Origin of the sequence: Streptococcus sp. KHUD_011 (assembly GCF_046352925.1) — a bacterium.
Lineage (GTDB): Bacteria > Bacillota > Bacilli > Lactobacillales > Streptococcaceae > Streptococcus.
The window spans coordinates 172217-190716 of record NZ_CP157578.1 but is presented as its reverse complement, the minus strand read 5'-3'; the positions used below and the strand labels follow the sequence as shown (position 1 = coordinate 190716).

15 protein-coding genes and 1 riboswitch are annotated in these 18500 nt (G+C 41.5%); of the genes, 1 reads left to right on the top strand and 14 read right to left on the bottom strand.

From position 1 onward, the window contains the following. Window positions 1-76 precede the first annotated feature (76 nt). The 14 genes from ABKJ27_RS00945 to uvrA all read right to left on the bottom strand — a co-directional run bounded on the left by ABKJ27_RS00945 (window position 77) and on the right by uvrA (window position 17423). Complete coding sequence (locus ABKJ27_RS00945; RefSeq protein ID WP_000521621.1) at window positions 77-217, bottom strand: hypothetical protein; 141 nt, start codon at window positions 215-217, stop codon at window positions 77-79. An 11-nt stretch (window positions 218-228) separates the two neighbouring features. Beyond that, complete coding sequence (gene nrdD / locus ABKJ27_RS00940; RefSeq protein ID WP_237447103.1) at window positions 229-2436, bottom strand: anaerobic ribonucleoside-triphosphate reductase; 2208 nt, start codon at window positions 2434-2436, stop codon at window positions 229-231. Window positions 2437-2555: 119 nt separating this feature from the next. Next, window positions 2556-4109: a damage-inducible protein CinA gene (locus tag ABKJ27_RS00935; RefSeq protein ID WP_261080963.1), complete on the bottom strand. Its 1554-nt coding sequence runs from the start codon at window positions 4107-4109 to the stop codon at window positions 2556-2558. 254 nt (window positions 4110-4363) lie between these two features. Next, window positions 4364-5896 carry a cardiolipin synthase gene (cls, locus tag ABKJ27_RS00930; protein WP_410011857.1) on the bottom strand — a complete coding sequence of 511 codons (1533 nt, stop codon included), beginning with the start codon at window positions 5894-5896 and terminating at the stop codon, window positions 4364-4366. Window positions 5897-6150: 254 nt separating this feature from the next. After that, window positions 6151-6615: an SP_0198 family lipoprotein gene (locus ABKJ27_RS00925; protein ID WP_261120185.1), complete on the bottom strand. Its 465-nt coding sequence runs from the start codon at window positions 6613-6615 to the stop codon at window positions 6151-6153. A gap of 84 nt (window positions 6616-6699) precedes the next feature. Beyond that, window positions 6700-7950 (bottom strand): folylpolyglutamate synthase/dihydrofolate synthase family protein, encoded by a 1251-nt coding sequence (locus ABKJ27_RS00920; protein WP_410011856.1) that lies wholly within the window; start codon window positions 7948-7950, stop codon window positions 6700-6702. Between the two features lie 258 nt (window positions 7951-8208). Continuing rightward, window positions 8209-8514, bottom strand: coding sequence for a DUF1292 domain-containing protein (locus tag ABKJ27_RS00915; RefSeq protein ID WP_000017620.1), 306 nt, complete (start codon window positions 8512-8514; stop codon window positions 8209-8211). Window positions 8515-8529: 15 nt separating this feature from the next. After that, the gene (gene ruvX / locus ABKJ27_RS00910) at window positions 8530-8949 is read right to left on the bottom strand and encodes a Holliday junction resolvase RuvX (protein ID WP_004239076.1); all 420 of its coding nucleotides are present in this window, start codon (window positions 8947-8949) and stop codon (window positions 8530-8532) included. 3 nt (window positions 8950-8952) lie between these two features. After that, on the bottom strand, window positions 8953-9219 hold the full coding sequence (locus ABKJ27_RS00905; protein ID WP_000507059.1) for an IreB family regulatory phosphoprotein: 267 nt from the start codon (window positions 9217-9219) through the stop codon (window positions 8953-8955). An 86-nt stretch (window positions 9220-9305) separates the two neighbouring features. After that, window positions 9306-9875 (bottom strand): SP0191 family lipoprotein, encoded by a 570-nt coding sequence (locus ABKJ27_RS00900; protein WP_410011855.1) that lies wholly within the window; start codon window positions 9873-9875, stop codon window positions 9306-9308. A 65-nt stretch (window positions 9876-9940) separates the two neighbouring features. Further along, entirely contained in the window at window positions 9941-10339 is a 399-nt protein-coding gene (gene spx, locus ABKJ27_RS00895; protein WP_000591165.1) for a transcriptional regulator Spx, read from the bottom strand. A gap of 135 nt (window positions 10340-10474) precedes the next feature. Beyond that, window positions 10475-13135: a magnesium-translocating P-type ATPase gene (gene mgtA / locus ABKJ27_RS00890; RefSeq protein ID WP_410011852.1), complete on the bottom strand. Its 2661-nt coding sequence runs from the start codon at window positions 13133-13135 to the stop codon at window positions 10475-10477. Between the two features lie 194 nt (window positions 13136-13329). After that, window positions 13330-13480, bottom strand: a riboswitch (M-box (ykoK) riboswitch). A 57-nt stretch (window positions 13481-13537) separates the two neighbouring features. Next, a complete protein-coding gene (locus ABKJ27_RS00885; RefSeq protein ID WP_410011851.1) occupies window positions 13538-14599 on the bottom strand; it encodes a M24 family metallopeptidase in 1062 nt (353 codons plus the stop codon). Beyond that, entirely contained in the window at window positions 14592-17423 is a 2832-nt protein-coding gene (uvrA, locus tag ABKJ27_RS00880; RefSeq protein WP_410011850.1) for an excinuclease ABC subunit UvrA, read from the bottom strand. The genes ABKJ27_RS00885 and uvrA overlap by 8 nt, the downstream gene beginning before the upstream one ends. A gap of 131 nt (window positions 17424-17554) precedes the next feature. Here uvrA and ABKJ27_RS00875 point away from each other — a divergent pair, with 131 nt between their 5' ends. Further along, window positions 17555-18499: a magnesium transporter CorA family protein gene (locus ABKJ27_RS00875; protein ID WP_000815623.1), complete on the top strand. Its 945-nt coding sequence runs from the start codon at window positions 17555-17557 to the stop codon at window positions 18497-18499. The last annotated feature ends 1 nt before the right edge of the window (window position 18500 follow it).

Here is an 18500-nt window from a genome sequence, read left to right as displayed (position 1 = left end):
CAACCTCAAAGCAGTGCTTTGAGCAACCTGCGGCTAGCTTCCTAGTTTGCTCTTTGATTTTCATTGAGTATCACTTTTATTTTTTCTTGTTCTTGTTTAAAAATTGTTCTCTGAGGCTAAGCAAACGTTCTTTCTTACCAGCTCCACCTTTAGAGTGTTTCTCGTGATAACGGGTCACTTGTGCACGCCCCTTATCGTCTAATTGATATTTTCCCATTTCAGTTCTTTCTAATTGGTTACTTGGTGACCAGCTATTTTAATCGTTGAGCCGTTCATGTGTTTGACACGCGCTGCGATTTCCTTGTGACGCCCATTGACCATCGGTCTCGCTTGAGGATTACCTAAATAGCCACAAGTCCGTTTAACAACGTCTACTGTTTTAGGGTCGCTATTGCCACAGTTAGGACAAGCAAATCCTCTCTCAGTTGGTTCAAAATCCCCTTCAAAGTCACACTTGTAGCAACGGTCAATTGGTGTATTGGTCCCAAGATAGCCCACACGGTCATAGGCATAGTCCCAGACAGCTTCCAAGGCCTTTGGATTTTGCTGAAGGACTGGATACTCACAATAATGGATGAAACCACCCGACGCACCTGCTTCTGGATAGACTTTCTCAAAATCCAATTTTTCAAACGGTGTTGGATTTTTACGAACATCGTAGTGGAAAGAGTTGGTGTAGTATTCCTTATCTGTAATATCAGGAATAGAACCAAACTTGTCTGTATCTAGTCGGCAGAAACGGTCTGTCAAACTTTCAGATGGTGTTGAGTAGATAGAGAAATGGTAGCCATATTGGTCAGACCACTCTTCTACACGGCGTTTCATATCGCGAATGATATCTAGCGTGAATTCCTTAGCATCTGGATTACTTTCCCAGCTGTTTCCAAAGAAAACAGTCGCTACTTCATACAAACCGATATAGCCCAGCGAAACTGTCGCACGACGATTCTTAAAGAGCTGGTCAACACTTTCTTCTTTACCTAGACGATGACCAAAAGCACCGTATTGATAAAGGATAGGAGCATTAGCTGGTGTCGCTTCCTTGGTCCGTTCAACACGATAAACCAGGGCATCTTCAGCGATATTCATCCGCTCGTTGAAGATTTCCCAGAACTTGTTCATATCTCCTTCAGACTCGAGAGCAATACGAGGTAGGTTAACTGTCACAACACCCAGATTCATACGGCCTGAATTGACTTCTACACCATTTTCATCCTTCCAACCTTGAAGAAACGAACGGCAACCCATAGGCACCTTGAAGGAACCTGTCAAGTCAACAATCTTATCGTAAGACAAGACGTCTGGGTACATCCGCTTGGTTGCACACTCAAGAGCCAACTGCTTAATGTCGTAGTTGGGAGTCCCTTCTTCCAAGTTAAGACCTCTTTTTAGCGTAAAAATGAGCTTAGGGAAGATGGCTGTACGGTGTTCTGAACCAAGGCCCTTAATGCGAATGTTTAAGATAGCTTTTTGAATTTCCCGCTCAAAACGATTGGTTCCTAGACCAAAACCTAGCGAAGTGAAAGGTGTTTGTCCATTTGAAGTGAAGAGAGTGTTGATTTCATACTCGAGAGATTGCATGGCATCATAGATATCTTTTTGGGTTTTCTTCCAAGCGTAATCTTCCCGTTTGTCAGGTAAGACCCATTCTTCCGCATCCTTGAGGTGTTTTTGGTAATTCTTCTCTGCATAAGGCGCCAAAACTTCATCGATACGGTCAGCTGAACAGCCACCGTACTGGCTAGAAGCAACGTTGGCGATAATTTGAGAAATCTGAGCTGTCGCAGTCTGGATAGACTTGGGACTTTCTACCTCTGCATTTCCAATCTTAAAACCATTCTCCAACATCCCCTTGAAATCAATCAAACAGCAGTTGGTCATAGGTGTATAAGGACTGTAGTCCAAATCGTGATAGTGGATATCCCCTTTTTGATGGGCATTGGCTACATGCTTAGGAAGCATTTGCAGTCCGATTGATTTCCCAACAATCCCTGCTGTCAAATCACGCTGGGTATTAAAGACATCGCTGTCTTTATTAGCATTTTCATTGACAACGGCCTGGTCTTTGTTGAGAAGTTTATGGATGCTAAAGTTGATATCTGTCGCTTTTGAACGCTCAAAATCCCTTTGTGTCCGATAAGTAATATACTCCTCAGCTAGCGCATATTCTTTGGCTTCAAGGAGTTCATGTTCTACGATATTTTGAATTTCGTAAATCTTAACCCCCTGTGGAAAGCGACTATGAATTTCTGTGACAATTCGCTCGGTCAGAGCATCGAGGCGTTTTTCGACCAGGGGTGTCACATCCATAACCTTGTCAGCCGCCTTGTGGAGAGCCTTGTCAATCTTGTCCACATCAAATACAACACGTCTCCCATCTCGTTTTTCAACGAAGAGAGTTGGCAAAATTGTAATTTTTTCTTCTAGTGCAATCATATGCATGCTCTTTTCTAAAATGTTCTTTCTAAAAAGTATTATACCACTCTAAAAAGAAAAATCAATATCTTGTGTTAAAAATCCTAAAATTTTTAAAAATACACAAGATATTGATTTCGTTATTTAATTTTATAGACTTTAAACTCTGAGTAATCAGTCTTTACTTGTTGGTAATTTTCTTTCAAAATTGTTTCCACTTCAGACCAGACTGCTACCTTATCATTCACCACAATCACCTTAGGTTTGTTTTCTTTCAAGTCATTGATTAAACTAGTTTTATTCTCTTCTGTACTCGTGTAAAGAAGAGGTGATGGGAACATGGATCCAGACAAACGCTGGCTTTCTTTATACATCTGAACATGTGAATCCCAAATATAGATTTGGTCACCATCACTCGTCTCTTGTTTGACTCTATCTACCACTTGATGTTGTTCTCTATAAGAAGCTGGATGCAAGACAAAACGAGCTACAAAAGGAATAGCAATCAGATAAACCACCACTAGGATAGGTAGGTAGAGATTTCCCTTCATGAATTTTTTCCATAATGTAGGAACATCTTCTCTTCTCCGACGACGAGCTCCTCTAGCTGAATGTTTCCAACGAATACTGGTCATCAAAAGAAGGAGTAAAAATGGAAGGATTAGAATCAAACGCGAACCGTGAAGAGGTTCTTGAGAAAAAAGCAACAAGGCTAATACAAATAAGAAAGCAAAACTAGCTGGTACTGAAATAACATATAATCTTGATGCCTTTGATTGGAACAAACCTAGAAAAACAAGGAAGATAGCTCCTAAACCAAAGGTCAACAAACCATAGAATACAACATTATCCATTAGTTGAGGATTGGTAAAGACCTGAAGGGAATCAATCGGATATAAAAGACTTCCTAGAGCTTCTCCAAAACCACCTGAAGCAAGAACATAATATCCTACTGGGTAAAAGATGAGAGAAAAGCCAAGTGCTGCTGCAAAAAACTGATAAACTCCATGAGCAAGGCGACCATGCCCAACATTAAAGACAAATAAACCGATCGTTACTACTGCAATAAAGAGAAGACTTGTAAGAGGCTCTATGAAAAATGATAGGGCCAAGAAAATCCCCAAACGTAGAAACCCCTTGTCATGGTTAGGATTTGATAGATAAGCTGCTATGAACGAAAATCCTGCAAACAGAAATGGCAAAGCTACAATTGTTGCATATCCTCCTCCAAAACCGAGACCAGATACCAAAATATAAAATATGGTTAGGAGTTGCTTGGCTTGTTCCCTTTGTCCCGTCAAATACTCTGTCGAAGAAAAGAGGAAATAACCTCCTCCTAAGAGAGCTAGCCATTCTACCAAGGCAAAAAGGATACCTCCTTGGGTAATATAAAGTAGCAAGTAATAAATAAGACCGTGACTAGCATAATAGCTACTGTAGAGCTGTCCTCCCTGATGTAAAGCCCACCCTATATACAAATCCTGAGCCTGAGAAGGACTTACCATATCTAAAAGTAAAGGTATCACCACAGAAAAAACCGTTGCAATCGTACTTCCAATGATGAGTCTGAAAAACGGGAAAGCTACCTGTTCTTCTTTCTCTACATGAGATTCAAGGTTCCTATCCAATCTATTTTCAATTTCATTACTCTGTATCGTTTCGGATACTTCTTCGATTCTGCCATATACAGCCATGTCGTTTCTCCTATTCAATTTATCTGTCTTAGTATATCAAAAAGACCTAAAATTGTCAGCTTGCGATGGGTGTTTGAGTGATTTTTTGCATAGTTTCACAAAAGTTTCAATTTCCCGGAATCGGTGTAAATGCGTCTGTTTAAATATCAGGATATAGTTTATTTCTTTCTGAGTCAGCATCATTCCCCCTCTATCTTTCTATTCGTAAAAGGCAAGAAAAATAGGACTGGTTTGTGTCCTAAGTCCTAGATTTCTTATAATATTGGGGCAAATAACTGGGCAATTTCCTTAATCAATTTTTGATACCAGCTATTTTTTATCGTATCTTGGAAAATTTCTTGCGAAACTGAAAAAATCTCCTGAAAATCTTTTTGAATCTCTGTGATTGATGCTGTTTTATATAGCAAAACTGCATTTTCATAGTGATGAAGTAAACTTCTATAATCTAAATTGATAGTCCCAACTGCAGCAAAGTCCTTATCCACTAGGATTTGTTTACTGTGGATAAAGCCTGGACTATACTCAAAAATCCTGACTCCTGCTGACAAAAGATCCGGATAGGCTCCTCTTGTTATGAGCTGGATTAATTTTTTATCCGGAATGAAAGGAGTCACGATGCGGACATCAACACCCCTCATGGCTGCATTTTTAATACTCTCAGTTAAATCATAGTCAATAATCAAATAGGGTGTTGTGATATAGACTGAATCAGTAGCCTGATTAATCAAACTTTGATAAACTTTTTTCCCTACTTGAGTACGGAAGATGGGCTTGGGTCCACTACCGTAAGGAATGCAGAGCCCTTGGCCAGAACAAGGCTGATTTTCCAGGTGATACTGGTCAAAATCGCTGATTTCCCAACGATTGATGTACCAAGTCATCAAAAAAAGACGGGTTAGAGCCTTGACACCAGGGCCATCTAAGCGAATCCCACTGTCCTTCCAATAGCCAAAGCGTTCTATATGATTGATGTACTCATCGGCTAAGTTAATGCCTCCTGTATAGGCTACCTGACCATCTATGACAAGGATTTTACGATGGTCCCGATTGTTGTAAGCCACCGTCAAACGAGGAATCACCTTGTTAAACTTATGGGCTTCAATTCCTCGACTACGAAGTTGAATAGTATAGTCTCCAGGCAAAGTCGCCATACAGCCGATATCATCATAGAGCATCTTGACCTCTACACCCTGAGCTGCCTTTTGCTCTAGTATATCTAGTATGCTATTCCACATCAAACCTTCTTCGACAATATAGTACTCTAGAAAGATAAATTTCTCAGCTTTCTTGAGGTCTTCCAACATATGTTGCCACATGCTTTCACCCGAAGAAAAGAATTGTGAATCTGTTCGATCATAGACATCGGCATTGCTATCCATACTTAGCAAAGATTTGATAACTCCGTAAGCCGCCTTATCATCTTCCTTCAATTTCTGGCGGAGAGCTTTACTGTTATCCTCCCGAAAATGCATAGAACCAAGTTTGTCCAACTGCTTGATTTCTTTTTTGGACAATCGCCTTTCACCAAACATCAGATAGAGCAAGGGTCCGATGACAGGAACAAAAGTTACCACTAACCACATTACTTTACTATCAGGTGTCATTGAACGATTGACAATTGCGACAATAGTCGCCATACTCATAAAGATTAAGAGAATAACCCATAGAATAGAAGCCATACGCCCTAAGTAAAGAAAGAGACCAAAAACAAGACAAAGTTCAAGTAGCATAATCGAAAGACTAAAGCCATACTTGGACATCAATAATTGAAATTTTCTATATTTCATATCCCCTCCTTGATATTTTGATACTCAATGAAAAGCAAAGAGCAAACTAGGAAGCTAGTCGCAGGTTGCTCAAAACACTGTTTTGAGGTTGCAGATGGAAGCTGACGTGGTTTGAAGAGATTTTCGAAGAGTATGAATGCTAAAAACAGGTAATTAATACTAGTATAACGCAGGTATTCGGTAGAAGGCAAGTATTTATAATCATTTTTCTGAGTAAAAGCAAAAGAGACTGACAAAACCAGTCTCCTTCCAGTCTATTTTGATAAAACAATGCGATCAGACGCTTCTCTATCCCTATCGTCAATAATCATCTGATTGCCATTAATTGCATAAATCTTGGCATCATCCCCAATAATCATGCGTTGATTAGCGGCATCGAAGCTAACCTGCTTGATTTCTTGATCTCCGTCAGTTTCTACCTGTGTCCATGTACCAGTTGTTCCAGTTACCACTAAAGTGATACGGTCTCCTTCGTCCTGACCAGTATAAGTTCCATCAATATTGGTTGGTTGAGCCTCAGGCGTATTTTGTGAAGAACTTGTCGCTGCCTGGTTTGTATTTTCTGTAGAAGATGAAGCAGCAGGTTGTGATTGCTGAGTTTGTTGTGTTTGTTGTGTTTGCGAGTGAGTTGCTGGTTGTTGAACTCTTTGTGAACAAGCTACTAAGAGACTAAGACTTGCTAGAGAAGCAAGAGAAAGTGTGAATCTTTTTAATTTCATGATGAATTTCCTTTCTGCTACCAATTTAGAGAAATTTCCTCCTAACTGGCAGTTACCCTAGTATAACAAGTTCAAAAAAGGAGGTCAATTCATCTGCTCATGCCCTAGTATGTGGTTCCGTACTTCTGAGATAAAATAGAGAGACCCTGTAACGAACAACAGATCCTGGGCATCTGCTCTTTCTTCAAAATCGCTAATAAATTCTCGGTAAGAAGGAACTATATCGTAACCTGTTACATCTGTGTCATCCAAAGAACCTTGATAGTCAAAGCCGGTCACCTTGAGTTCCACCTGAGGCAAATTTTCAGTCAGATAAGCCAACATCCCTTGATAATCCTTCCTTTTCAAGGCTCCAAATAGGATTTGAGGACGATAACCTTCCTGCTCTTTTTCTTTAATAAACTCAACCAAGCGAGTCAAGGCAGGAAGGTTATGAGCACCGTCCAAGTAAATCTGAGGACGAATACGCTCCAAACGCCCAGCCCAATGGGTCTGATTCAAAGCTTGTCTTATAGCCTGTTCATCAACAACTTCCTTTCCTTCCCTCATAAAGAGAAGAAACGTTTGTAGCGCTAAGGCCGCATTTTCCTGCTGATAAGCTCCTTCTAAACCTATTTTCAACTGTGAAAGGTTAGCCAAAGAGCTTGAAAAATCCCCATTCAGCATTGAAAAATCTTGGCCTGCCTGATAAAGGTCAACAGCTAAAGAGTCTGCTTTTTTCTGACAAACAAGCCTAGCTTCTGAAGGCAACTTAGCAATCACTGCCTTTTTACCAGACTTAAAAATACCAGCTTTCTGCTTTGCAATTGCTGCTATATTGTCACCCAGAGTCTCCTGATGGTCAAGTCCGATGGAGGTGATGACAGCAATCTCTCCAGTTACCACATTAGTCGTGTCAAGTAAGCCGCCAATTCCCACTTCTAATAAAACCAAATCCACCGCTTGCTCCCTAAAATAAAGAAAAGCAATCAAGGTCAGCAATTCAAAAAAGGACAGCTGATCATGGGTTTGCAGAAGCGTTTTCTCCATCTCCTTGACCTGATTAGCCAAACGGATGAAGTCTGCATCAGCTATAGGTTGTCCATTAATGCAGATTCGGTCATTGATAGAGACGATATGAGGGGAGGTAAAAGTCGCAACTTTTTTGCCATGCTCCATAAATAACTCCCTCATAAAAGCAATGGTAGATCCTTTTCCATTAGTCCCGGTTACATGGATAATAGGATAAGACTTCTCGGGATTCCCCAACAAATCCACCGCTTGTTGCATTCGGCCCAAACCTGATCGAAAATTCAAACCAATCCGACTATGGAGCCATTCTTCTACTTCAAACATATACATCTCCTTAATTACAGGTTCAATCAACTGCCTCAATAAAGTCTCCTAACTAACAAAAACGAGGCCAGGATTTTCGTCCCGACCTCTTACCTGGTTAGCTAATCACTAGCTACTATGAATATTAACTTGGGGTAAAAATATCCCCCGAACTTACTGACGGTTTTTATTTTTTAGCGTCAGGCTAAAAACGTCCACCGGACTTACCAGCTCTTTTTTATTTCAAAGAGCTGGGCTAAAAACATCCACTGGATGTTTTTACTCCTCCATAAAGCTGTTGAAGACTTCTTCAATCATGTTCCATTCGTCTTCTGAGTCTTCTGGGATTGGTTGCAATTCGCCTTCTGTTCCATCTTCATTTTCGATGAATGAGTAAGCTTGGATTTCAACTTGTCCGTCTTCGTCTTCTTCTGCGTTAACTGGTACTAAAAGAACATAGTTTTTACCAAATTCTTCTTTTCCGTCAATCGTCAAAAGGATTTCAAACAAGGTTTCATTTCCTTGCTCATCTACTAGTGTAATTAATTCACGTTCTTCGTGGTCGTGGTTATGATCGTGTGACATAGCCTCTCCTTTGTATTAAAATTTTCTATCTAAATAATTTTGTAAAATCAGCTGAGCTGCTAACTTATCAATGACTTTCTTGCGCTTGTTACGGCTAATATCTGCTTGTTCAATCAGCATACGCTCTGCGGCAACTGTTGTCAAGCGTTCATCTTGATAGTCTACTGGTAAACCAAAAAGCTCTTCTAGCTTTGCTCCGTATGCTTGACTAGCTTCCACGCGCGGTCCGCTTGTATTGTTCATATTTTTAGGTAAGCCCACTACAAATCGTTCCACCTTGTAAGTGTCAACCAACTCCTTAACGCGATCAAAACCAAATTGACCTTGCTCCTCATTGATTTGGATGATTTCAAGCCCTTGAGCTGTAAAACCGAGCGGATCGCTAATAGCCACCCCTACCGTTTTTGAACCGACGTCCAATCCCATAATTCTCATAGGTTATAGATCGACTCCTTGTCCTTTAAGGTAGTAGCGGACCAATTCCTCAACGATTTCATCACGCTCATACTTACGGATTTGATTTCGTGCATTATTATAACGAGGAACGTAGGCAGGGTCTCCACTCAATACGTAACCTACGATTTGGTTAATTGGGTTGTAGCCCTTATCGTTCAACGAAGCATAGACATCAGTCAAAGTTTCGCTAATTTCTTTTTTATTGGAATCGTCCAATTTAAAACGTACTGTTTCTTCAGTAAATCCCATTCTAACACCCTCTTTCCTTAGAATAGTACCATTATAGCATAATTCCTTACGTTCTACAATTCAGGCAGTCTATTTATTTGGATTTTCTATTGTTCTGTCGCACCATTTGCCAATCGGTCTGAAATATATTTGCTTGGTTCATTCTTCAAGAGATTTTCTAAACCAATGTTCTTCAAATATTCCAACTGAGAAGCCTTCTTGACATCCAGAACTTGAAAATCAAAACTAGTCGTTGTTTGAAGTTCGGTTGCACTCAATAGTTTAGTTTCAAGCTTAAATCCTGCTAATTTACGAGCTTCTACGATGGATTCGTCTTTCTCTTCCGCCTCGAGAAGAGCTTTTTGGGTTTCTTCCACTCCATGTTGGTCAATATAAGTCTTCAACTCATCTGAGACTGGACGCTTTTGTTGAATCGTTAAGGTCAAAAAAGTCTTGTCTTTGTATGTAATGGTTTGGGTTTGCTGGCTACCATCATCTGACTTTGGCAAAACCAAAGTCTTGGTCACAACTGTATTCTTCTCTGCATTCTCAATAACTGGCAATGCTGACTGAAGCGTATCCTTTTCTGTTTTGGTAGCTGTACCAGTTTCTTTTTTCTGTCCACAACCAACCAGGACGAAAAGGAAAGCTAGGCTAACAAGAACTATTTTTTTCATTTCTTTCTTCTTTCTTTTTGAAATTAAAATAGAATAAGACTGGGAGTTGCTCCCAGCCTTGATGTTTATAGAGCTGCACGCAAACGTGCTTCTGCATTTTCTACATTACGGACAGAGCGTGGTAGGAAGGCACGAATATCGTCTTCCTTATAGCCAACTTGCAGGCGTTTCTCATCTACAAGGATTGGGCTCTTTAAAATTCTCGGTGTTTCCATAATCAGATTGAGGACTTCATTGACACTTAAATCTTCAATATCCACTCCAAGAGCTTTAGCATAGCGATTTTTAGATGAAACGATGCTGGCTATTCCATTGTCTGTTTTAGTCAGAATATCCAGTAATTCTTCTCTCGTAATTCCTTCTTTACCAAGGTTTTGTTCTTTATAACTTAACTGGTGGGCATTGAGCCAGGTTTTTGCTTTTTTACAGCTAGTACAACTTGAGACTGTATAAATTTTAATCATGTACCTACCCCTTTCGCTACATGTTACTATCAGTTTAGTCTATTATACCATAAAAAACATCCGACTTGCGACCTATTTTTAAATTTTTTTGATTTTTTTCGTCATTTTCGTACTTTTTTCTTGACAAAATGAAATTTACAGCCATTCTTTATATTTCTTGATATAGATTTTTTTCACAATTGTCACGCTAATCATGTACAAAATGATGATGAAAATCAAAAAGATAAAATAAATCGGTTTCAAAGGAGTTAGATGAAGAAGGCTAGCTAGTGGACTGTAGGGAAGGAAGGTCACAAAGGCTGCAGCCAATAAGGTTGTCACAAGGACTAGCCAAGCTGGACGACTTTGTAAAAAAGGAATTTTAGCTGAACGCAACATATGGATAACCATGGTCTGCGACCACATGGACTCGATAAACCAACCCGTTTGGAACAAAACAATAAAGCCTACGGCAGACTCTGCCCCATGAACATAAGTTTGACCTGTTGTCATAGGTACAATGATAAAATAGAGCAAACTGAAGGTCAAAATATCAAAGGCAGAAGAGATAGGCCCCATCCAAATCATGAAACGTGTGATTGACTTAGCTTCCCAGGTATGCGGATTTCTCAAAAAATCTTTATCCACCTTGTCAAAAGGCAAGGCAATACAAGACAAATCATAGACCAGATTTAGGATAATCAAATGGACTGGCGCCATCGGTAAAAATGGTAAAAAGATCCCAGAGACCAATAGGGATAAGATATTTCCAAAATTAGAACTCACTGTCATTTTGATATATTTGGTCATATTGGCATAGACCTTACGACCTTCAACCAGTCCTTTTTCAAGCACCATGAGATCCTTATCAAGTAGGATAACATCAGCTGTTTCTTTGGCAATATCTACCGCTGTGTCAACAGAAATCCCCACATCTGCAACTTTCATAGAAGGAGCGTCATTGATTCCATCCCCCATATAGCCAACAGCATGACCATTAGCCTTAAATTGCAAAATAATTCGTGCTTTTTGGTCAGGAGAAAGTTTGGCAAAGACGGTTACCTCCTCCACGGCTTGAGCCAATTCTTGATTACTCATCTGATCAATTTCAGATCCTAACAGCATCTGATTGATATCCAAACCAACCTTTTCACAGACTGATTGGGTAACTTTCTCGTTGTCTCCCGTCAAAATCTTTGTTTGAACCCCATGTTCTAACAGAGCCTTAATTGCTGGTGCTGCAGATGGTTTAGGAGGATCTAGGAAGGCTAAATAACCAGTTAGAATCATATCCCCTTCATCATCAACTGTATAGGCATGACCTTCCCTCAAACCTGACTTATAGGCCACTCCCAAGACACGCAAACCTTGTTGATTTAGTTGTCGGACTTCCGCTAAAATTTCTTCTCTAATAGCATCTGTCAATGAAGTAATCACTCCATGGTATTCCGCATGACTGGAAATCGTCAACATTTCCTCTAGGGCCCCCTTGGTTACCAAACTAACCACTCCGTGTTCATCCTTAACGATAACACTCATCCGTCTACGTTCAAAATCAAAGGGAAGCTCATCTATTTTTTGAAAAGTTTGAGCCAGATTTTGCAAGAAGGCGTGTTCTTTTGCTTCCTTTTCAGTCCGTTTGATGATGGCTCTGTCCATCAAATTTTTCAAGCCAGTTTGAAAATAGGAATTGAGATAGGCCCGTCTCAAGACAGTCAAATCCAAGCGTCCGTGGATGTCCAAGGGATATTCTAGAACGATCTCATCTTGGGTTAGAGTTCCTGTTTTATCTGTGCACAAGATATCAATCGCCCCTAAGTCCTGTATGGCATTGAGTTTTTTGATAACCACTTTTTCCTTGGCCATGATAATAGAACCCTTTGCTAGGCTAGCGGTAATAATCATAGGTAGCATCTCAGGTGTCAATCCAACACCGACACTCAGTGCAAATACACCTGCTTCTAACCAATCACCATCTGTTAAACCATTGGACAAGAAGACGATGGGAACCATAACCAACATCAAGCGAATCAAGAGCCAAGAAATACTATTCATCTCCCGTTCAAACGAAGTGGGCTCATCATAGGTGTTTAGAGTCTGCTCAATAGCTCCCATCATGGTAGCATCACCAACCGCCAAAACCACGGCCTTAGCACTACCAGACAAGACATTAGTTCCCATAAATGCCAAGGATTCAGCTTCAAGAAGGCTATCAGATTGTTGGTCTGTTGCCTTGGTCAAGGCCAATTTTTCAACTGCATCACTTTCACCTGTCAAGCCCGACTGTTGTACAAAGAAATCGCGCGACTCAAATAAAAGAAGATCTGCTGGAATCATGTCTCCAGCGCTCAATTTAACCACGTCACCCACTACCAAATCATCGATAGGTACTTCTTGAGTTTCTCCTTGACGAATGACAGTCGCTGTGTTGACAATCATTTTTGAAAGATTGGTAGCTGCCTTATCACTGCGGAGTTCTTGGATAAATCGAATACCTCCAGAAATGAGGACTAGAACAACGATGATAATGGAAGTCGTCGGATCCTCTTGACCTGGTTTTGCCAACCAGACATTGGTCACTAAGGAAATCACGGCGATGACCAGCAAGATGATTGTAAAAGGATTGATAATGGATTCGTAAATCTTTTTGAGGATACTGTCTTCTTGACCCTTTGTGATGGTATTTTCGCCATATAGGTCACGATTTTTCTCCACCTGCTCCCCAGTCAAGCCTGTTAGACTTGTCTTATAAAAAGATAGAGTTTCGTTTAAAGATGTATGAATAGCTGTTGCTAATCTTTCTTTTGTAGTTTTCATTGGTTTCTCCTATCTGTACGAATGATGTGTTTCATACACAGATACCAATCACTTTATAAGGGCAGAACGACACAAATCAGCGATTGGCTGTGTATGTGCGGTTCCGGATGATCGTCAATTTGCATCGTCTATCTCCTTTCTTTGATTTAAACAGTAGAAAATCCCACCATAAAATGGCAGGATAAAAAAACTAATTATCTGTTTTTCGTTCAAGCTTTAACTCCATAGGGCAATGTAATGAGCTTAGTCTTGGCCTTCGCGACCAGGACTGTTGACCAACGAGTAGTGTCTCCACTGCTTTGCGGTAGTCATCCGTATCCCTATGGTAGCCTCACCTACCGTTTTCGTCTTTCAGTATAAACCTTTAAATTTTAAAAGTCAATCATTTGAATTGTTTGACTCTTAAATGACTATCAACTCTTTTGGAGCTAGGGTCAATAATTCACAACCTGTCTCTGTAATCAGAATATCATCCTCGATACGAACACCGTATTTGCCTTCGATATAGATACCTGGTTCATCAGTCAAAGCCATACCTGCCTTAATAGTTTCTGTAGAAGTCTGGCTAAAGTATGGTTCCTCATGAATATCTAGTCCGATACCGTGGCCAATACCGTGAGTAAAGTAGTCGCCATAACCTGCTTCAATGATAATATCACGAGGAATTTTGTCAAAGTCACGGAAACCTAAGCCTGCCTTGGCCTGGTCAATCAAGGCTTGGTTTGCTTTGAGAACTGTATTGTAAATCTCTGCCTGCTCGTCGCTAACATGCCCCAGATAGATAGTCCGTGTCATATCGCTGACATAGTGGTCATAAAGACATCCGAAGTCCATGGTAATAGCTTCTCCCAACTCCACTGGTTTGTGCATAGGATGGGCATGGGGTTTGGAAGAGTTGATACCACTGGCTAAGATAGTGTCAAAAGATAAGCCAGATGCTCCCAACTCACGCATGCGGAAGTCAAGGAAGTTGGCAATCTCAATTTCAGTCTTTCCTGGCTTAATAAAGTCAAGCGCATCATGGAAAGCTTGGTCTGAGATAGAACAAGCCTTGCGAATAGCTACAATCTCCGCCTCATCCTTAATCATTCGAAGACCTTCGACAAACTGAGTTTGTGGAAGCAAGTCAATTCCTTCAAAGGTTGCCTGCATACGGTGATAATAAGACACTGAAATCTCATCTTCAAAACCGATACGAGACAAGCCCATGTCCTTGACAATTCCTGCAATGACAGCCAATTCATCACGGTCAGCCACAATCTCAAAACCACTGGTTTCTTGCTTAGCTGCAATGATATAGCGAGAGTCTGTCACCAAGACCTGTCGGTCACGGCTGATGAAGACTGTTCCGTTTGAGCCCCAAAAACCAGTCAGGTAATAGACGTTTTTAAGGTTATTGATGATGATACCATCTAGTTCTTTTTCTTGCATTTTAGCTAGAAATGCTTGTACACGTTTATTCATGTTTTAATTTCCCTTTCAAATAGTGTCCTGTGTAGCTAGCTTCGTTGGCCGCTACTTCTTCTGGAGTTCCTGTTGCGATGATGGTTCCACCACCGACACCACCTTCAGGTCCCAAGTCAATAATATGGTCTGCCGTCTTGATAACATCCAGATTGTGCTCGATAACAAGGACTGTATTGCCATCGTCTACAAAGCGAGCCAAGACTTTAAGTAAGCGAGCAATGTCCTCAGTATGCAACCCTGTCGTTGGCTCATCCAGAATATAGAATGACTTGCCTGTCGAGCGTTTGTGGAGTTCACTAGCCAGCTTCATACGCTGGGCTTCTCCTCCAGAAAGGGTGGTAGCTGGTTGCCCTAGCGTCACATATCCCAGTCCCACATCCTTGATGGTCTGAAGTTTACGTTGAATTTTCGGAATATGTTGGAAGAATTCTACCGCATCGTTGACGGTCATATCCAAGACCTGCGAGATATTTTTTTCCTTGTAATGAACTTCTAGGGTCTCACTGTTGTAGCGGGTTCCATGGCAGACTTCACAAGCCACATAAACATCTGGCAAGAAGTGCATCTCAATCTTGATAATCCCGTCACCTGAGCAGGCTTCACAACGACCACCCTTGACATTGAAACTGAAACGACCCTTCTTGTAGCCTCGAATCTTGGCTTCGTTTGTCTGGGCAAATAGGTCACGTATATCGTCAAAAACTCCTGTATAGGTAGCAGGGTTAGACCTTGGCGTTCGTCCAATAGGACTCTGGTCAATATCAATCAAGCGGTCTACATGCTCAATCCCTGTTATGGTCTTGAATTTACCAGGTTTGTCTGAATTACGGTTGAGCTTCTGGGCAATAGCTTTTTTGAGAATGCTGTTGATGAGGGTCGATTTCCCTGAGCCCGACACCCCTGTCACTGCGATGAATTTTCCTAGTGGGAAGCGAGCTGTGACATTTTGCAGGTTGTTCTCTCGCGCTCCTGTCACTTCGATAAAACGACCATTTCCTGTACGGCGCTCTGTTGGCACTGGAATGGCACGTTTGCCTGACAAGTACTGACCTGTAATAGACTTGCTGTTGCGAGCTACCTGTTTGGGTGTACCTGCCGCAACAATCTCCCCACCAAAAACACCGGCACCGGGACCAACGTCAATCAGATAATCAGCCTCACGCATGGTATCTTCGTCATGTTCCACTACTATGAGAGTATTACCCAAATCACGCATCTTTTTCAGACTGGCAATCAGACGGTCATTGTCCCTCTGGTGGAGACCGATTGACGGCTCATCTAGAATATAAAGGACGCCAGATAGGTTGGAACCAATCTGGGTTGCCAAACGAATACGCTGACTTTCTCCACCTGAAAGAGTTCCTGCCGAACGTGACAGGGTCAGATAGTTAAGACCCACGTTATTAAGGAAAGTCAAACGGTCCTTGATTTCCTTGAGAATAGGCCGAGCAATGATGGCTTCATTTTCAGACAAGGTTAACTGACTCACCAACTCCAAGTGGTCTGCGATAGACAGGTCTGAAATTTCTCCGATATGTGGTCCTTGCTCGCCACCCACACGGACAGACAAGGCCTGGTCATTGAGACGGTAACCTTGACAGGTTCCGCAGGTCAGCTCATTCATGTAAAGACGCATCTGGGTGCGAGTGTAATCGCTGTTTGTCTCGTGATAGCGACGCTTGATATTATTGACAACTCCCTCAAAAGGAATATCGATATCGCGCACGCCACCAAATTCATTCTCATAGTGGAAATGGAATTCCTTGCCATCCGATCCGTAGAGAATCAAGTTCTTGTCTTCTTCTGACAGGTCCTCAAAAGGCTTATCCATAGCCACTCCAAAGGCTGTCATGGCCTGCTCTAACATATTTGGATAGTAGTTGGATGAGATAGGATTCCAAGGTGCTAGCGCCCCCTCACGTAAGGTTTTGCTGGCATCTGGTACTACCAAATCAGTATCCACCTCCAGCTTGATGCCCAATCCATCACACTCACTACAAGAGCCAAAAGGAGCATTGAAAGAGAAGAGACGAGGCTCTAACTCAGGGACAGTAAATCCACAAACTGGACAAGCATAATGCTCAGAGAACAACAACTCAGAATCGTCCATGGTATCGATAATCACATAACCTTCTGCGATACGAAGGGCTGCCTCAATGGAATCAAAGAGGCGACTACGAATACCCTCCTTGATAACAATACGGTCAACCACGACATCAATATTGTGTTGCTTGCTCTTAGACAAGTCTGGCACTTCGGTCACATCATAGACTTCCCCATCCACACGGACACGAACATAACCGTCTTTCTGAACCTTCTCAATAACACTCTTATGTTGGCCTTTTTTCTTGCGGATGACAGGAGCTAAAATTTGCAGGCGCTGGCGTTCTGGCAATTCCAAAACCTTATCCACAATTTGCTCCACAGAAGAAGCCTTGATAGCTCCATGCCCGTTGATGCAGTAAGGCGTCCCCACACGTGCGTAGAGGAGACGCAGATAGTCATTGATTTCAGTCGTGGTCCCCACCGTCGAGCGAGGGTTTTTGCTAGTCGTTTTCTGGTCAATGGAAATAGCTGGGCTCAGGCCATCAATAGCGTCTACATCAGGCTTCTCCATATTTCCCAAGAATTGACGAGCATAGGCTGACAAACTCTCCACATAGCGACGTTGACCTTCAGCATAGAGGGTATCAAAGGCCAGACTGGATTTCCCTGAACCTGACAAACCAGTCACGACAACCAGCTTGTCTCGTGGAATCTCCACATCAATATTTTTTAAATTATGGGCACGCGCCCCATGAATGACAATTTTATCTTGCATCTTTGTTCTTTCTAGTCCATTATTGCTTACCATTATACCAAAAAATGTGAGATTCTATTACCCAAAAGGCTGAATTTGTAGTATAATAGTACGGTGTGAAAAAATCTGAAAAATGAGAAAGGATAAGGGATATGAAACAAGTTTTTCTCTCTACAACAACTGAATTTAAAGAGATCGATACGCTTGAACCGGGTACTTGGATCAATCTCGTCAATCCGACTCAAAATGAATCACTCGAAATCGCTAACGCCTTCGATATTGATATTGCCGACCTCCGAGCACCGCTCGATGCGGAAGAAATGTCTCGTATTACGATTGAAGACGAGTATACCCTGATCATCGTTGACGTACCGGTCACAGAAGAAAGAAATAACCGCACCTACTACGTAACCATCCCGCTTGGTATTATCATCACAGAGGAAACCATTATCACTACGTGTTTGGAACCATTACCGGTCCTAGATGTCTTTATCAACCGTCGATTGCGTAATTTCTACACCTTCATGCGTTCACGTTTTATCTTCCAGATTCTTTATCGCAATGCAGAGCTTTACCTAACAGCCCTTCGTTCGATTGACCGCAAGAGTGAACAAATCGAAAGTCAACTGCATCAATCAACTCGTAATGAAGAATTGATTGAGCTTATGGAATTGGAAAAAACCATCGTCTATTTCAAGGCTTCCCTCAAAACAAATGAGCGCGTGATTAAGAAATTGACCAGCTCAACCAGCAATATCAAGAAATACCTTGAGGATGAAGACCTGCTTGAAGATACCCTGATTGAAACCCAACAGGCCATCGAGATGGCAGACATTTATGGAAACGTCTTGCATTCTATGACAGAGACCTTCGCCTCTATCATTTCTAACAACCAGAACAACATCATGAAAACCTTGGCCCTTGTGACCATCGTCATGTCCATCCCAACCATGGTCTTTTCTGCCTACGGGATGAACTTTAAGGATAATGAAATCCCCCTAAACGGCGAGCCGAATGCCTTCTGGTTAATCGTCTTTATCGCCTTTGCTATGAGTGTCTCGCTCACTCTCTATCTCATCCATAAAAAATGGTTCTAAG

Excerpts from the sequence above, each read along its gene's own strand:
- ABKJ27_RS00905 (WP_000507059.1), bottom strand. The coding sequence starts at position 9,219 with ATGGGATTTACTGAAGAAACAGTACGTTTTAAATTGGACGATTCCAAT.
- ABKJ27_RS00875 (WP_000815623.1), top strand. The coding sequence starts at position 17,555 with ATGAAACAAGTTTTTCTCTCTACAACAACTGAATTTAAAGAGATCGAT.
- ABKJ27_RS00935 (WP_261080963.1), bottom strand. The coding sequence starts at position 4,109 with ATGGCTGTATATGGCAGAATCGAAGAAGTATCCGAAACGATACAGAGT.
- spx (WP_000591165.1), bottom strand. The coding sequence starts at position 10,339 with ATGATTAAAATTTATACAGTCTCAAGTTGTACTAGCTGTAAAAAAGCA.
- ABKJ27_RS00920 (WP_410011856.1), bottom strand. The coding sequence starts at position 7,950 with ATGTTTGAAGTAGAAGAATGGCTCCATAGTCGGATTGGTTTGAATTTT.
- cls (WP_410011857.1), bottom strand. The coding sequence starts at position 5,896 with ATGAAATATAGAAAATTTCAATTATTGATGTCCAAGTATGGCTTTAGT.
- ruvX (WP_004239076.1), bottom strand. The coding sequence starts at position 8,949 with ATGAGAATTATGGGATTGGACGTCGGTTCAAAAACGGTAGGGGTGGCT.
- mgtA (WP_410011852.1), bottom strand. The coding sequence starts at position 13,135 with ATGAAAACTACAAAAGAAAGATTAGCAACAGCTATTCATACATCTTTA.
- uvrA (WP_410011850.1), bottom strand. The coding sequence starts at position 17,423 with ATGCAAGATAAAATTGTCATTCATGGGGCGCGTGCCCATAATTTAAAA.
- ABKJ27_RS00900 (WP_410011855.1), bottom strand. The coding sequence starts at position 9,875 with ATGAAAAAAATAGTTCTTGTTAGCCTAGCTTTCCTTTTCGTCCTGGTT.
- ABKJ27_RS00945 (WP_000521621.1), bottom strand. The coding sequence starts at position 217 with ATGGGAAAATATCAATTAGACGATAAGGGGCGTGCACAAGTGACCCGT.
- nrdD (WP_237447103.1), bottom strand. The coding sequence starts at position 2,436 with ATGATTGCACTAGAAGAAAAAATTACAATTTTGCCAACTCTCTTCGTT.
- ABKJ27_RS00885 (WP_410011851.1), bottom strand. The coding sequence starts at position 14,599 with ATGAATAAACGTGTACAAGCATTTCTAGCTAAAATGCAAGAAAAAGAA.
- ABKJ27_RS00915 (WP_000017620.1), bottom strand. The coding sequence starts at position 8,514 with ATGTCACACGATCATAACCACGACCACGAAGAACGTGAATTAATTACA.
- ABKJ27_RS00925 (WP_261120185.1), bottom strand. The coding sequence starts at position 6,615 with ATGAAATTAAAAAGATTCACACTTTCTCTTGCTTCTCTAGCAAGTCTT.